At 71.0% G+C, this 13,585-nt stretch carries 13 protein-coding genes; 9 read left to right on the forward strand and 4 right to left on the reverse strand.

The window, feature by feature from the left end; genetic code table 11:
• Window positions 1-3: 3 nt before the first annotated feature.
• On the reverse strand, window positions 4-1,719 hold the full coding sequence (locus K1T34_RS27585; protein ID WP_220237695.1) for a hypothetical protein: 1,716 nt from the start codon (window positions 1,717-1,719) through the stop codon (window positions 4-6).
• Between the two features lie 538 nt (window positions 1,720-2,257).
• Here K1T34_RS27585 and K1T34_RS27590 point away from each other — a divergent pair.
• Window positions 2,258-2,395 carry a hypothetical protein gene (locus K1T34_RS27590; RefSeq protein WP_220237696.1) on the forward strand — a complete coding sequence of 46 codons (138 nt, stop codon included), beginning with the start codon at window positions 2,258-2,260 and terminating at the stop codon, window positions 2,393-2,395.
• 287 nt (window positions 2,396-2,682) lie between these two features.
• Here the strand turns inward: K1T34_RS27590 and K1T34_RS27595 are convergent, their stop codons facing one another.
• On the reverse strand, window positions 2,683-2,886 hold the full coding sequence (locus K1T34_RS27595; RefSeq protein ID WP_220237697.1) for a hypothetical protein: 204 nt from the start codon (window positions 2,884-2,886) through the stop codon (window positions 2,683-2,685).
• A gap of 202 nt (window positions 2,887-3,088) precedes the next feature.
• On the opposite strand from K1T34_RS27595, the gene K1T34_RS27600 reads away from it, so the two are divergent.
• Together K1T34_RS27600 and K1T34_RS27605 are read left to right on the forward strand one after the other, a co-directional pair.
• Complete coding sequence (locus K1T34_RS27600; protein ID WP_220247441.1) at window positions 3,089-4,315, forward strand: NAD(P)/FAD-dependent oxidoreductase; 1,227 nt, start codon at window positions 3,089-3,091, stop codon at window positions 4,313-4,315.
• 175 nt (window positions 4,316-4,490) lie between these two features.
• Entirely contained in the window at window positions 4,491-4,826 is a 336-nt protein-coding gene (locus tag K1T34_RS27605; RefSeq protein ID WP_255638800.1) for a GNAT family N-acetyltransferase, read from the forward strand.
• A 3-nt stretch (window positions 4,827-4,829) separates the two neighbouring features.
• On the opposite strand, the gene K1T34_RS27610 is transcribed toward K1T34_RS27605, so the two are convergent.
• Window positions 4,830-5,897 carry a DUF2235 domain-containing protein gene (locus K1T34_RS27610; RefSeq protein WP_255637627.1) on the reverse strand — a complete coding sequence of 356 codons (1,068 nt, stop codon included), beginning with the start codon at window positions 5,895-5,897 and terminating at the stop codon, window positions 4,830-4,832.
• A gap of 258 nt (window positions 5,898-6,155) precedes the next feature.
• Between K1T34_RS27610 and K1T34_RS27615 the strand changes: the two genes are divergently transcribed.
• The 6 genes from K1T34_RS27615 to K1T34_RS27640 are packed head-to-tail and all read left to right on the forward strand — an operon-like array spanning window position 6,156 to window position 12,697.
• On the forward strand, window positions 6,156-7,016 hold the full coding sequence (locus K1T34_RS27615; RefSeq protein WP_220237698.1) for a fumarylacetoacetate hydrolase family protein: 861 nt from the start codon (window positions 6,156-6,158) through the stop codon (window positions 7,014-7,016).
• 1 nt (window position 7,017) lies between these two features.
• Complete coding sequence (locus K1T34_RS27620; RefSeq protein WP_220237699.1) at window positions 7,018-8,319, forward strand: enolase C-terminal domain-like protein; 1,302 nt, start codon at window positions 7,018-7,020, stop codon at window positions 8,317-8,319.
• Window positions 8,316-9,074, forward strand: coding sequence for an SDR family NAD(P)-dependent oxidoreductase (locus tag K1T34_RS27625; protein ID WP_220237700.1), 759 nt, complete (start codon window positions 8,316-8,318; stop codon window positions 9,072-9,074). Before K1T34_RS27620 ends, K1T34_RS27625 begins: the two co-directional genes overlap by 4 nt.
• Before the next feature lie 47 nt (window positions 9,075-9,121).
• Window positions 9,122-10,168, forward strand: a complete 1,047-nt coding sequence (locus tag K1T34_RS27630; RefSeq protein WP_370643393.1) for a sugar ABC transporter substrate-binding protein — start codon at window positions 9,122-9,124, stop codon at window positions 10,166-10,168.
• Window positions 10,165-11,688 (forward strand): sugar ABC transporter ATP-binding protein, encoded by a 1,524-nt coding sequence (locus K1T34_RS27635; protein WP_220237701.1) that lies wholly within the window; start codon window positions 10,165-10,167, stop codon window positions 11,686-11,688. The genes K1T34_RS27630 and K1T34_RS27635 overlap by 4 nt, the downstream gene beginning before the upstream one ends.
• The gene (locus tag K1T34_RS27640; RefSeq protein WP_220237702.1) at window positions 11,681-12,697 is read left to right on the forward strand and encodes an ABC transporter permease; all 1,017 of its coding nucleotides are present in this window, start codon (window positions 11,681-11,683) and stop codon (window positions 12,695-12,697) included. The genes K1T34_RS27635 and K1T34_RS27640 overlap by 8 nt, the downstream gene beginning before the upstream one ends.
• A 104-nt stretch (window positions 12,698-12,801) precedes the next feature.
• Here the strand turns inward: K1T34_RS27640 and K1T34_RS27645 are convergent, their stop codons facing one another.
• Window positions 12,802-13,533, reverse strand: coding sequence for a FadR/GntR family transcriptional regulator (locus K1T34_RS27645; protein ID WP_220237703.1), 732 nt, complete (start codon window positions 13,531-13,533; stop codon window positions 12,802-12,804).
• Window positions 13,534-13,585: the final 52 nt, after the last annotated feature.

Consider the following 13,585-nt stretch of genomic DNA (forward strand, 5'->3'; position numbering starts at 1 on the left):
GCCTCAGCGCACCCACTTGCCGACGAAGCTCCCGCACGCCACCGGTTGTCCGCTCAGCCGCGCGCGCAAGGCGTTCTCCAGCCCCAGGTAGTCGACGATCGGCGCATCCACCGCCACTTGAGCGGGCACCGGGCCGCCCTGCGCCAGCGTCTTGTTCGGCACGGTTTCGAACAGCACCAGGTAGTCGCCCTCGCGATCGAGATCCGCCGCGGTGTCGAGCATGCGCTGCGGCGCGTCACCGACGATCTCCAACGGCAGCGGCCACTCCAGCGGGAACGGGTTGCGCAGGCCGAAAGCCGGGTACGCGAACGGGTTGTCGGGCAGCACCGCGACGCGGGAGGCCGGGTAGCGCTGCAGACAGTCGCGGATCTGGGCGACGTAGGTGTAGGTCGCCGGGTTCGTGCGGATGCCGCGCATGGCCGGGCTGACCGTGCCGAGGTCGGCTGTGAGCTTGTCGTGCGAGAGGTCGAGGTACGCGGCTTCGTCGTGGTGCGCCACGACCGCCCAGCCGCACAGCGCCACCGTGACCAGGCCTGCCGTGGTGGTGAGCCACGTGCGGCGCAACACCGGCGAAAGGTCCGGCAGCACGAAACCCAGCAGCAGCAACGCCGTGAGCGCCAGGGAGCCGGTGAGCAATGTCGGGGTGTCGTTGCCCCACGACAGGCTCGTCATGAACCCTGTCGCGAGTACCAGCAGCCCGGCCCAGGAAACCTTGCGCCGCACGGTCGCGTGGACCACGACGGCGACGGCCAGGATCCACCACAGCACGTCGGCCCAGCGCGACGAAGCTGTGAGCCGCCCGTCGACCACCGTCCACGCCACCGCGGCCGCGCCGCCGAGCGCGAGCAGCCACGACGCCGCGCGCCCGGCCGCGCCGAGCCGTTCGCCCGCGAGCCGCAGCACCAGCAGCACGACGGCGACGGCGGCGAAGAACGTGAGCTCCCGCACCGGAGGGTGCAGCAGCACCTGCGGGTCTTCCAGCCACAGGCCGAGCAGCCGTTCGCCGTACGCGGGCACGCCGCCCGTCAGCTGCCCGACCATCTCGCCGAAGCCGCCGCCGATGCTCACCCAGGCCACGTAGGCGATCCCGAACGCGCCCAACGCCAACAGGTCACCCGGCAGGCGGCGCAGCCGGTTCGGGTAGCACAAGGTCCAGACCAGCCCGATCACCGCGGCGAGCACGAAGCTCTGCTTCACGAACACCGCCGCGCCCAGCAGCGCGAGCCCGCCGAGCCGCGCGTACTTGTTTCCCTTGCGCAGCCCGGAATCCAGGGCCCACGCGCCGCACGCGGTGAGCGTGATCCCGTCGACGGTGTGCCATGCCATGAGCGGGAAGCCGTTGAGGTTCAGCAGGGCCGCCGCCGCGACCAGTGCCGTGCGGCCGGGTCCCCACGACAGGACCGGCCGCCGCGTCACGAGCACGGCGAACGCGATCGTCGCGAGGGTGATCTGCACCATCGCCAGACAGCTGGACGCGAAGAACAGCGGCCCCGGCAGCGCGAAATCGACCACGTGCAGGATCGCCGAGCCGAGCGGCCGCGCGGAGATGATGTCGGCATGCGGCACTTCGCCCTGCAACACCCGCCACGCCTGCGCGAGGATGAAGCCCTGGTCGGACGGATGGAAGCCGAACCGGCCCACACGCAGCTCCGTCGCCACGGCGAGCACGAGCACCCACGCGGCATGCGCACTCACCCGCCGAGCCTCGGCGACGTCCACTCCGTGTCCTTTCGCCTCGGCTGTGTTTTCTGCCTCGGCTTCGCCGAGGCGCGCGAGATCGCCTGGAAGCCGGTGTTGGGATTGAGCGGTCGGATCGGCCGGGGGCCGATCGCCCCGCTCAATCCCAACACCGGCGCGATCTCGCGCTGTGGTTGCCTATAGGGCCCCGGGCCGGGGGCTGGCCCGGCGGGGCCAGGGTAGTCGGGTGGCGGTGGCGGTGAGTGAGGCCGGTGCGGGCGGGCGCGGCTGTTCGCGGGCTTCCTGAGCGGACTCCGGCATTACGCGGTAGGCCAGGTGGGCTAGGAGCCGGGCGAGGTCGGGGGCCAGGAGTGTGCTGGTTCGGCCGCGTGGCCTTGGGCAGTGACAGGTTGTGCGACCGTCGTTGCTGCGCCTCCGCGACGAGCGCCGCCGCCTGATCAGGGGAGGTCGTTGGCAGGCCGTAGCGGGCCAGGTGGGCGACGAGCTGGGTGGGGTCGGGGCCACGAGACTAGCCGGTTCGGTCGCGCGGCCTTGGGCGGCGGCAGGATCTGCGGCGCTGTTGCAGCGCCTTCGCGACGAGCGCTGGCGACCGATCGGGGAGGTCGTTGGGCGGCGGCGGGTGCTCGTGACGTTCGCGGCGCGGTCGGCAGTCGCCGGCGGTGAGGTCGTGGCCGGCGCCGAGGTGGTCGAGGCGTGAGTGCGCGGCCGGGTGGAGACCGAGGAGGGGCGGTGAAGCGTCCGGCGTAGGCGGCCGGGTCGAGGCTGGGGAAGGCTCGGTGAGGGCACCGGTGGTGGGGATCGGGCGGTCTGCCACGGCGACGACGCAGGGGCCTCGCCAAGGTCCTCAGGCAACCACGGAGCGAGATCGCGCCGGTGTTGGGATCGGGCGGTGCGATCGGCCCCCGGCCGATCCGACCGCCCGATCCCAACACCGGCTCCAAGGCGATCTCGCACGCCTCGGCGGAGCCGAGGCAGAAAACACGGTCACTCCGGGTGCTGAGCCACGGCCACCACGGCGTCGCGCAGCGCGGCCCTCAGACGTCCGACGTCGAGGGGCCCGAGCACGGCCGCTTCGCCTGGCGGCGCCACGAGCACGATCTTGTCGTCGCTGCTCACGAACACCGTCACGTCCCTGCGCCTGCCCGCCAGATCCCGGCAGCCGATCGACCACTCGTCCCGGTCTGTCACGGCTCTCGCCCTCCCGATTCCGCGTTGCGATCGTGCTTCGTGCGGGGGTGGGACGAGCGCCTCACGCGGCTCTTACGCGGGTTCACCCGAATTGCCTACCGACGGGTTGTCCTGGCGGGTTCACCTGGGATGTGCCGTCCGCGCAACGGGAGTAGCGTCCACGCGGCAGGTGGTGGGGACGCGGGAGGTCGGGATGTCCGGGATGGCGCAACCGCGCAAGATCGTGATCGTCGGGGCCGGTCTCGCGGGGGCCTCGGCTGCCGCCGCCGTGCGGGAAAAGGGCTTCGGCGGCGACGTGCTGCTGATGGGTTCGGACCCGCACCGGCCCTACGAGCTGCCGCCGCTGTCGAAGGGCGTGCTGCTGGGCACCACTGACGAACCCGATTGGGTGCACGAGGCCGGGTTCTACGACGCCCACGCCATCCGGCTCACCTCCGGACTCACCGCCACACGCCTGGAGCTCGGCGCGCGCCTCGTGCTCGACGACGCCGGCGGCGAGCACCTCTTCGACCGCCTCGTGCTCGCGACGGGTTCCCGTCCGCGTCCGCTGACCGCGCCCGGCGGCAACTTCCCGGGCCTCTACACGCTGCGCACGCTGGACGACTCGCTCAGCCTGCGCACGGCGTTCGTCGACGCCCGGCGCGTGGTGGTCATCGGCGCCGGCTGGATCGGCACCGAGGCCGCGGCGGCCGCGCGTTCGCACGACGCGGACGTGACCGTGGTGGCGCCCGGGCGCCTGCCGCTCGGGAAGGTCCTCGGCGCCGAGGTGGCCGGGGTTTTCCGGTCCCTGCACCAAGAACACGGCGTGCACTGGCGTCTGGGCGAGCACGTCGCGGAGGTCACGGGCGACCCGAGCGGCGTGCGTGGCGTGCGGCTGCAAAGCGGTGAGGAGCTGCTCGCCGACGTGGTCCTCGTGGCCGTCGGCGCCGCCCCGCGCGTGGAACTCGCCCACACGGCAGGCCTCGAGCTCTCGGACGACGGCGGCGTCGCGGTCGACGCGGGCCTGCGCACGGCCGCCCCGGACGTCTACGCCGTCGGCGACATCGCGTCGCACTTCCACCCCCGCTACGGCCACCGCGTGCGCGTCGAGCACTGGGCGACCGCGCGTACGCAGGGCGCCCACGTGGCCGGGAACCTGCTGGGGGAGAACGAGCCCTACCTGAATTCGCCGTACTTCTTCTCCGACCAGTACGACCTCGGCATGGAGTACCGCGGCCTCGCCGACCTCGACCGCGACCGCCTCGTCGTCCGCGGCGACCTCGCGGCGCGCGACTTCACGGCGTTCTGGGTCGGCGCCGAGGGCGAAGTACACGCCGCGATGAACGTGAACCAGTGGGACGACGGGGATGCGTTGCAGCGCTTGGTGGACGGACGCATGAACGTGCGTGACGAGGACCTGAAGTCGGGCAACCTCGCAAACCTCGGGTGATGGCTTGATCGCCAGTGGCACCGAAGGCACAGTGAAAGGCATGCTGCTTCGCGCCGCTTAGCCCCATGAAGCCGCCGACCTCAGCGCGCTCACGCTGCGGTCGAAGGCTCACTGGGGCTACGACGAGGCGTTCCTGGAGGCATGCCGAACCGAGCTGACCCTCCGACCCGACGACCTGGTCGCGGGGAAAGCGACCGTGGCGCAGATCGGCGAGCACGTGGTCGGGTTCTACACCCTGGCCGGTCAGGCACCCGAAGGTGAGCTCGCCTGCCTCTTCGTCGAGCCTGACCACATCGGTACCGGCGTCGGCCGCCGGTTGTGGCAGCACGCGGTGGACACGGCCCGCACGCTGGACTTTCAGCGGCTCATCATCGGCTCCGACCCGTTCGCCGAGGACTTCTACCGGAAGATGGGCGCGGTCCGGATCGGCTCCGTGCTCTCGGGATCCATTCCGGGCCGGCTGCTCCCGCAGCTGGTCTACCGGCTCTCGCCTGGGCCGGCACCCGGGTGAGGCTCAGACCTCCACCTGGATGACCGGCCCGTCCAGCGCCAGGTACCCCACCAGGTTCGGCGGCGCGTAGTCCGTAGCGCGCTTGTGGCGGGTGACGGAGCTGGAGGCGACGTACTCGTGTTTCGGGTCCGTGGTGCCGATTCCGCGCGTCATGGAGGGCAGCAGGCGGTAGAAGCCCGTGCGGGACGGGTGGATCGGCCCCAGGGCGTCGGGTTCGTTGGCGAGGCCGGGTTCCAGCGCCAGGCCGCACGACCGCGCTCGGTCGGCGAGCCAGCGCAAGGTGACGTCGGCGAGGCCGTGCTGGGTCCGTCCGCCACCGCCGACGTCGCCGTGGCAACCGGCGAACCACACCTGTTCCACGTGGTGCGTCACGCCCTCGGTGGGAGGCGCCCACACCGACGGTGTGAACGGCTTGCGGTGCTCGTCGATCGCCAGCGCCTGGTAGGCGGCGTCGACGGTCGCGCTCAGTGCCGTGTCGTGGAACTGGAACCGGCGGTTGAAGACGTCGAACGGCCAGAACCCGGTCAGCGGCACGCCGAGCGCGCCGACCGTGTCCCACACGCCGATGAAGCGGATCCGCGGTTCGTGCGCGTAGGACTTGCGGAACAGGGCCATCTCGGTGGACCGCGGGTGCGTCTTGTCGGAACGGTCACGGTAGAGCCCGTACGCCTGCTTCACCCGGTGCTCGTGTTCGCGGCGCAGCAGGCCGCAGTTGCGGATGAGCCCGGCCGTGCTGCGGGCCGTGTACGCACCGCGGCTGAAGCCCAGGAAGAAGATCTCGTCGCCGGGTTCGTAGGTCCGGACCAGGAAGAGGTAGGCCTCTTGAATGTTGCGCGAGAGCCCCACGCCGAACGCGCCGCCGAGCAGCTTCTGCCGTTTGGTGCCGACGCCGGACTGGTAGAAGGCCCGTTGTTCGGTCCCTGCTTCGTCGACCGGCGCCACGGCGAGTGCGAGCTGCGTGACGTTGGTCGGTGCCGGAGTGTGGCCGTCGACCACGTCCGCCATGTCCGCCGAGTCCCATGTGCCGTCGCAGCAGATCACGATCCGCTTGGGCATCCGCACCTCGTTCATCGGTCGAAGAGTCGGGGGCCATCAATTCACGACCCGGCGCGGTTTTCAACGGGTTCGGCCGAATCGGTACCGAAGACACGGTGTGACAAGGAAAAACGGGCGGGAACCCACGCTCGGGCGGAGGGACCATCGGCCAGGGTGCCCGCCAGGGTGATCCGATCAATTTTGACACCAAATCCTCCAGACCTCTGGATCCCGCGCCGCCCATGCGCTATACATCGGATGTCTTGATGTGGCTGTGGTGAGAGGGGAACGTCCGTGCAGCTTGTGCGTCTCGGAGCCGCGGGAGAAGAGCGACCGTTCGTGCGTGCCGGAGACGGCACTCTGTACGACCTCTCCCGCCTCACGGCCGACGTCGACGGCGCGTTCCTCGCGGCCGACGGCCTCGCCCGCGTCGCCGCCGCGCTCGAAGCCGGCGAGCTGCCCGCCGCCGGCCCGGAAACCGCGAGCCTGCGCGTCGGCCCGCCGCTGGCCTCGCCCGGCAAGGTTCTCTGCATCGGCATGAACTACCGCCGGCACGCCGAGGAAACCGGCGCCGCCGTGCCGACGGAACCGGTGCTGTTCATGAAAGCCCCCGACGTGATCGTCGGCCCGGACGACGACGTGCTCATCCCGCGCCGCTCGACCAGCACCGACTGGGAAGTCGAGCTCGGCGTCGTGATCGGCAAGCAGGCCCGCTACCTCGACAGCGTCGAGGAGGCCCTCCAGTACGTGGCCGGCTACGTCGTGTCCAACGACGTCTCCGAGCGCGAGTTCCAGCTGCACCGCGGCGGACAGTGGGACAAGGGCAAGAACTGCGAGACGTTCAACCCGCTCGGCCCGGCGCTCGTGACCGCCGACGAGGTGCCCGACCCGCAGGACCTCGGGCTGCGCACCTGGGTCAACGGCAAAAAGGTGCAGGACTCCTCGACGAAGGACATGGTCTTCACCGTCGCCGAGATCATCCACTACCTGAGCCAGTTCATGGTGCTGCGCCCCGGCGACCTGATCAACACCGGCACCCCCGAGGGCGTCGCGCTCGGGCAGCCGGAGCCGAAGCCGTACCTGCGCGAGGGCGATGTCGTCGAGCTGGAGATCGACGGCCTCGGCCGCCAGCGCCAGACGCTGAGGCAGGCCTGACATGGCGAAGATCATCGGCATGGAGGTGCTCGACGTCCGGTTCCCGACGTCCCGGGAGCTCGACGGCTCGGACGCCATGAACCCCGACCCCGACTACTCGGCCGCCTACGTCGAGCTCCACACCGACCTCGGCCCCGACGGCTACGGGCTCGCCTTCACCATCGGCCGCGGCAACGACGTGCAGGCCGCCGCGATCCGCGCGCTCGCGCCACACCTCGTCGGCCGCGAAGTGCCGGAGGACGCCAACGCGCTCGGCCGGCTCTCGCGCGACCTGATCGGCGACTCGCAGTTCCGCTGGCTGGGCCCGGAAAAGGGCGTGGCGCACATGGCGATCGGCGCGGTCGTGAACGCCGCGTGGGACCTCGCCGCGCGCCGGGCCGACCTGCCGCTGTGGAAGTTCGCGGCCCGCATGACGCCGGAAGAGCTGGTGTCGCTCGTGGACTTCCGGTACCTGTCCGACGCGCTGACCGAACAGGAGGCGCTCGACATCCTGCGCGCCGCCGAACCCGGCCGCGAGGAGCGGATCGCGAAGCTCGAAGCCGAGGGCTACCGCGCCTACAGCACGTCGCCAGGCTGGCTCGGCTACTCCGACGCGAAGCTGGTGCGCCTGGCCGAACAGGCCGTGGCCCACGGCTTCGAGATGATCAAGCTGAAGGTCGGTGGCAACCTCGAGGACGACGTGCGCCGCATGAAGCTGGCGCGCGAGACGGTGGGCGCGGACATCCGCATCGCCGTGGACGCCAACCAGCGCTGGGACGTGGCCACGGCCGTGTCCTGGATGACGGAGCTCGCGCCGTTCGACCCGTACTGGATCGAAGAACCGACCTCGCCCGACGACATCCTGGGCCACGCGGCCATCGCGAAAGCACTGGCGCCGATCAAGGTCGCGACCGGCGAGCACGTGCAGAACCGCGTGGTGTTCAAGCAGCTGCTGCAGGCCGGCGCGATCGACGTGCTGCAGCTTGACGCCGCGCGCGTCGGCGGGGTGAACGAAAACCTCGCGATCCTGTTGCTGGCGGCCAAGTTCGGCGTTCCGGTGTGCCCGCACGCCGGCGGCGTCGGGCTGTGCGAGCTGGTGCGGCACCTGTCGATGTTCGACTTCGTGGCCGTCTCCGGCGAGGACACCGACCGCACCATCGAGTGGGTCGACCACCTGCACGAGCACTTCACCGACCCGGCCGTCGTGCGTGACGGCCGGTACCTGGCCCCGACCGCACCCGGGTTCTCCGCGCGGATGCACGACGCGACCCTGCGCCGCTTCCGCTTCCCGGACGGTCCAGAGTGGACGGAGGACGCCCAGTGAGCGAGTTCGACGGCCTGGTCGCCGTGGTCACCGGCGGCGCTTCGGGGATCGGCCTGGCCACGGCCACGCTGCTCGCCGAGCGCGGCGCGCGGGTGGCCGTGCTGGACCTCAAGACCGACGACGTGCCCGAGCCGCTGGCCGGCTTCCGGTGCGACGTCACGGCCGACGCCGAGGTCAGGGCCGCGATCGACGCCGTCGCCGAGCGTTTCGGGCGGATCGATGTGCTGGTCAACAACGCCGGCATCGGCGCGGCCGGCGACGTCTCGGACAACAGCGACGACGAGTGGCACCGCGTGTACGACGTGAACGTGGTCGGCATGGTCCGGGCCACGCGCGCCGCCCTGCCGCACCTCAAAGCCTCGCCTTCGGCGGCCGTGGTCAACACCTGCTCCATCGCCGCGTGGGCCGGCCTGCCGCAGCGGGCGCTGTACTCCGCGACGAAGGGCGCGGTGCTGTCGCTGACGCTCGCGATGGCCACCGACCACCTGCCCGACCGCATCCGCGTGAACTGCGTGTGCCCCGGCACCGCGGACACGCCGTGGGTCGGGCGCCTGCTCGACGCGGCCGCGGACCCGGCCGCCGAACGCGCGGCCCTGGCCGCTCGCCAGCCGATGGGCCGGCTCGTGACCGCCGACGAGGTCGCGAGCGCCATCACCTACCTCGCCAGCCCGCTGTCCGCGTCGACCACCGGCACCGCGCTCGCGGTCGACGGCGGCATGCACGGCCTGCGTCCGCGGGGACCTGTGCAGAACTAGTGCTCGTTTGCACGTCATCAAGTTTGCCTGTCATCAAGGAGGATGCGGTGCGTACGAAGGTGATCCGGCTCGCCGCCGCGGCGGCCGCGTGTGGTCTGGTCCTGACCGCGTGTGGGTCCACGAAGGACAAACCGGCGGCGTCGGCGGGCGGCGGTGGCGACACCGGCGGGAAGGTCGGGGCCACACTGCCGCTGCTGACCTCGCCGTTCTGGCAGGCCTACAACAACTACGTGCCGCAGATGGCCAAGGCGGCCGGCCTCGACGCGCTGCCCACGGTGAACGCCGACAACGACGCGGCGAAGCTCATCACCGACATCGGCACCCTGCTCAACCAGGGCGTCAAGGGCCTCGTGGTGACGCCGATCGACTCCGCCGCGATCGCGGCCGGGCTGAAGCAGGCCGAGAACAAGGGCGTGCCCGTGGTCGCAGTCGACGTCGCGCCCGAGGGCGGCAAGGTCGCCATGGTCGTGCGCGCCGACAACAAGGCGTATGGCACCAAGGCGTGCGAAGAGATCGGCAAGCGCGTGAAGAGCGGCAAGGTCGTGCAGGTGATGGGTGACCTCGCCTCCGTGAACGGCCGTGACCGCTCGGCCGCGTTCCGCGACTGCATGAAGGCCAAGTACCCGGACATCAAGGTGCTGGAGATCGCGGCGGAGTGGAAGGCCGACAAGGCGTCCTCGGGCCTCGACAGCCTGCTCACCGCCAACCCCGACATCAAGGGCGTCTACATGCAGGCCGGCGGTACGTACCTCGCGCCGACCGAGCAGGCGCTCAAGCGCAAGAACCTGTTCTTCCCGACCAGCGACCCGCGCCACGTGGTGCTGGTGAGCAACGACGGCATCCCGCAGGAGCTCGCGGCGATTCGCGCGGGCGAGCTCGACGCCACCGTGTCGCAGCCGGCCGACGCCTACGCGAAGTACGGCATGTACTGGCTCAAGAAGGCCATGGCGGGGGAGAAGTTCCAGCCCGGCCCGACCGACCACGGTTCCACGATCGTCGAGATCAGCCCCGGCATCCTCGAGGACCAGCTGCCGGCGCCGGTCGTGACGAAGGACAACGTGGACGACAAGACGCTGTGGGGTAACAACCTGTGAGCGCGCCCGCCCCCGAGACGGCCGCGCCGGTGGTGAGTGCCCACGGCGTCGGCAAGCGCTACGGGCCCACCGTGGCCCTGCACGACGTGAGCCTCACCGTCCACGCCGGCGAGTCGCACGCGCTGGTCGGCCGCAACGGGGCGGGCAAGTCCACGCTCGTGTCGATCCTCACCGGACTGTCGCTTCCGGACACCGGGAGCGTCGAGTTCGGCGGCGTGCCCGCGCCGTCGCTGTCCAAACAGGACGACTGGAAGGCCCACGTGGCGTGCGTGTACCAGCACGCCATGGTGGTGCCCCAATTGACGGTGGCCGAGAACCTGTTCCTCAACCGGCAGGCGCGCGGCGGTTTCGCCATCGGCTGGCGCAAGCTGCGCCGCCAGGCCCGCGCGCTGCTCGACTCGTGGGACGTCCGCGTGGACGTGGACACGCCCGCGGGTGAGCTTTCGGTGGAGGACCGCCAGTTCGTGGAGATCGCCCGCGCGCTGAGCTACGGCGCACGGTTCATCGTGCTCGACGAGCCCACGGCCCAGCTCGACAGCCAGGCCATCGAGCGGCTCTTCGAACGCATGCGCCAGATGCAGCGCAGCGGCGTGACCTTCCTGTTCATCTCCCACCACCTGCACGAGGTGTACGAGGTGTGCCAGGCCGTCACGGTGCTGCGCGATGCGAAGCACGTGCTCACCGCGCCGGTCGCCGACGTCAGCCGGCCACAGCTGGTCGACGCCATGACCGGCGAGCAGGGCGGGCTTTCCGTGCGCGACGCGGCGAGCCGCGATCCGCTGGCGGTCGACGCCGCCGAGGTCCTCACCGTCGACGCGCTGTCCGGCGACGGCTTCCACGACGTGTCGCTGCGGGTGCACCGCGGCGAGGTCGTGGGGCTGGCCGGCAGCAACGCGAGCGGCAAGCACCAGGTGGCCGAGACCGTGTACGGGTTGCGCTCGCCTTCGGCGGGAACCGTGGCGGTGGACGGGAAACCGTTGCCACCCGGCGACATCCCGGCCGCGGTGCACGCCGGGATCGGCTGCGTGCCGCGCGACCGTCACCACGAGGGGCTCGTGCTGGAGCACTCGATCATGGACAACGCCACGCTGTCGGTGCTCGACCGCATGGGCCCGGCCGGGTTCGCGTCGCCGAAGGCACGCCGCGACCGTGGGGCCCGCGCGCTGGCCGCCTACGACATCGTGGCGGCCGGGCCGGACCAGCCGGTGGCCGACCTGTCGGGTGGCAACCAACAGAAAGTGGTCCTCGCCCGGGCGCTGGAGAGCGGCCCGCGGGTGGTCGTGCTGATCAACCCCACCGCCGGCGTGGACGTGAAGTCGAAGGAGGCTCTGCTCGCGGTCATCGACCGGGTGCGGGCCGAAGGCAAGGCGGTGCTGATCGTGAGCGACGAGCTCGACGACCTGCGCCTGGCCGACCGGGTGCTGGTGCTGCGCGCCGGTGCCGTCGTCGCCGAACACCAGGCCGGCTGGTCCGACGGAGACCTCGTGGCCGACATCGAAGGAGTCGGGCTCCATGACTGAGCTGATGAGCGATCCGCAGACGGCGCTGCCCGCGGCGCCCCCGAAACGGCGCAAGTCGCTGTGGCTGCGCGAGCTGGCGCTGCTGCCCGCGCTCGTGGTCGTGTTCGTGATCGGCGGGCTGATCAGCGACTCGTTCTTCACGTTCGACAACGTGATCAGCATCCTCTCGGCCGCCGCCGCGCTGTCGCTGGTGGTGCTGGGCGAATCGCTGGTGCTGCTGACGGGCAAGTTCGACCTGTCGCTCGAATCGACCATGGGCATCGCACCCGCGATCGGCGCGATGCTGGTGATCCCGGCGACGTCGTCGGGTTTCGGCACGGGCTGGCCGGCCGCGCTGGGCTTGCTCGCGATCCCCGTGGTGGGTGCGCTGATCGGGCTCGTGAACGGCTTCCTGATCGTGAAGCTCAAGCTCAACGCGTTCATCGTCACGCTGGCGATGCTCACGGTGCTGCGCGGCACGCAGATCGGCTCCACCAACGGCAAGACGCTGTTCGACCAGCTCGACGCGTTCACGGCGCTGGCGACCACGACGTTCGCCGGGCTGCCGATGTCGGTGTGGCTCGCGGCGGTGCTGTTCCTGCTGTTCGGGCTCGGCCTGCGCTACCACCGCGTCGGCCGCTCGCTCTACGCGATCGGCGGCAACCGCGAGGCGGCGCGCGCGGCGGGCATCCGGGTGGACCGGATCTCGTGGGCGGTGTTCATCGTCGCCGGTGTGCTGGCCGCGATCGGCGGCCTCGCCTACACCGGCTACGTCGGCGCGCTCGGCGCCGACCAGGGTGACGGCCTGATCCTGCAGGTCTTCGCCGCGGCGGTGATCGGCGGTGTCTCGCTCGACGGCGGCAAGGGCACGCTCGTCGGCGCCGTGACCGGGGTGCTGCTCCTGCAGTCGGTGGACAGCCTGCTGCGCATCGCGCAGGTGCCGGCGGAATGGCTGAAGGCGATCTACGGCGGCATCATCCTGATCGCCCTGATCATCAGCCGCTACGCCGGCGGAAAGCCGCAGACCTGATCGGCGCCTGGGCCGTGATCATCCGACCTTATCGCCGTTCCGTGAAGGGCCCCTCCAGGGATTCAGAGTCCCTCGAGGGGCTCCTCACAGAGCCTCGGCGACGCTCACGAGGCGGCGGCTTCGGCGCTGTCGTCGGCCGGGCTGTCGGCGTCCGTGCCGGTCTGCGTGAGCGTGCTGCGCAGCCACTGCTCGACCCCCGCGACGTGCACGGTCGCCCACGACCGGGCCACTTCCGGCTCACGGGCGGCGATGGCCTCGTAGATGGCCGTGTGCTGCTCACGCGTGCGCGCGACCGCGCCCTCCTGCGTGAGGCCGCGCCAGATCCGCGCCCGCGCCGTGGGCCCCGACAGGCTGTCGAGCAGCGAGCAGAGCACGGGGTTGCCCGAGCCATCGGCGATCTTGCGGTGGAACTGCAGGTCGTTGGCCACGAGCGCCTCCACCGTCGGCGCGTCGGCCAGCTCGTCGAGCAGGGCGCCGAGCTCGGTGATGTCGTCCTCGCTCATGTGCAGCGCGGCCAGCGCCGTGGCGGCCGGCTCGAGGATCCGGCGCACGGCCAGGAAGTCGAGCACGGTGTCGTCGCGGTGGAAGTCGACCACGAACGTCATGGCGTCGAGCAGCAGGTTCGGCTCGAGACTGGTCACGTACGTGCCGTCGCCCTGGCGCACGTCGAGCACCCTGATCAGGCACAACGCCTTCACGGCCTCGCGCAGGGAGCTGCGCGAGAGCCCCAGCCGCTGGGCGAGCTCGGCTTCCTTGGGCAGCCGGTCGCCCGGCGCGAGCTCCCCGGAGATGATCATGTCCTTGATCTTGTCGATCGCGACATCGGTGACGGGCATCGAGACCGCCCTCCCTCAAGAGACCTCGGATGTTTCGGTGTTCTGAACACAG

The organism is Amycolatopsis sp. DSM 110486 (assembly GCF_019468465.1).
GTDB lineage: Bacteria > Actinomycetota > Actinomycetes > Mycobacteriales > Pseudonocardiaceae > Amycolatopsis.

Excerpts from the sequence above, each read along its gene's own strand:
- K1T34_RS27620 (WP_220237699.1), top strand. The coding sequence starts at position 7,018 with ATGGCGAAGATCATCGGCATGGAGGTGCTCGACGTCCGGTTCCCGACG.
- K1T34_RS27645 (WP_220237703.1), bottom strand. The coding sequence starts at position 13,533 with ATGCCCGTCACCGATGTCGCGATCGACAAGATCAAGGACATGATCATC.
- K1T34_RS27640 (WP_220237702.1), top strand. The coding sequence starts at position 11,681 with ATGACTGAGCTGATGAGCGATCCGCAGACGGCGCTGCCCGCGGCGCCC.
- K1T34_RS27610 (WP_255637627.1), bottom strand. The coding sequence starts at position 5,897 with ATGAACGAGGTGCGGATGCCCAAGCGGATCGTGATCTGCTGCGACGGC.
- K1T34_RS27600 (WP_220247441.1), top strand. The coding sequence starts at position 3,089 with ATGGCGCAACCGCGCAAGATCGTGATCGTCGGGGCCGGTCTCGCGGGG.